The 1,058-nt window shown below is 66.8% G+C and carries 1 protein-coding gene; it reads left to right on the forward strand.

Annotation, left to right across the window (positions count from 1 at the left end):
• Positions 1-1,025, forward strand: a 1,025-nt coding sequence (locus ACFVJQ_RS46080) for an IS110 family transposase (protein ID WP_385791999.1), incomplete at its 5' end; no start/stop codon positions are given.
• Positions 1,026-1,058 lie beyond the last annotated feature (33 nt).

Raw genomic sequence — 1,058 nt, forward strand, 5'->3', positions numbered from 1 at the left:
CCGGCAGCCGCAAGGTCTTCGCGATCAACCCGCTAGCCGCCTCCCGCTACCGTGACCGCCACGGTGTGTCCCGCAAGAAGTCGGACCCGGGCGACGCCCTCGTGCTGGCGAACATCCTTCGCACTGACATGGCCGTTCACCGGCCACTACCTGCGGACTCTGACCTGGCCCGGGCCATTGCGGTGCTGGCTCGAGCTCAGCAGGACGCTGTCTGGAACCGCCAGCAGATCGGCAACCAGATCCGTTCCCTGCTGCGCGAGTACTACCCCGCCGCCCTGGATGCTTTCCTGGCCAAACACGGCGGGCTGGCCCGCGAGGAGGCCCGCATCATCCTGGCCAAGGCTCCGACGCCGACCGAGGCCGCGCAGCTGTCTCTGAACCAGCTGCGCTCCGCCCTCAAGCGCGCCGGCCGTGTCCGCGGAGTTGAAGCAGAGGCCGACCGCCTGCGCGCTGTCCTGCACGCCGAGTACGCCCACCAGCCCGCGGTCGTGGAAGACGCCTTCGGCAAGCAACTCCTCGCTCTGCTGAAGCAGTTCGAAGCGGCCTGCCAGGCCAGTGACGACCTCGCCGAAGCAGTCGATGCCTGTTTTCGCGAGCACCCCGATGCCGAAATACTCCTGAGCTTCCCCGGCCTCGGCGTCCAGCTCGCCGCACGTGTCCTCGCCGAGACAGGCGACGACCGCAGCCGCTTCGCCGACGCCCGCAGCCTGAAGGCCTACGCCGGATCCGCACCGATCACCCGCGCCTCCGGCAAGAAACACTACGTCGGACGCCGCATGGTCAAGAACAACCGACTCCACCACGCCGGCTATCTGTGGGCCTTCTCCTCCTTGCGCTCATCGCCCGGAGCGCAGGCCCACTACCGCCATCGACGCAAAGTCGGCGACTGGCACGCACAAGCTCAACGGCACCTGTTCAACCGCTTGCTCGGCCAGCTGTTCCACTGCCTTCAACAGCGGGTCCTCTTCGACGAGCAACGTGCCTTCAACTCGCCTCTCGCTTCATCAACGGCAGCTGCGGCTTGACTTCTTCAGGTCCCGAGATGTCTATCGGGACAC

The organism is Streptomyces sp. NPDC127197, from assembly GCF_042672405.1.
In the GTDB taxonomy this organism is placed as follows: domain Bacteria; phylum Actinomycetota; class Actinomycetes; order Streptomycetales; family Streptomycetaceae; genus Streptomyces; species Streptomyces flavusporus.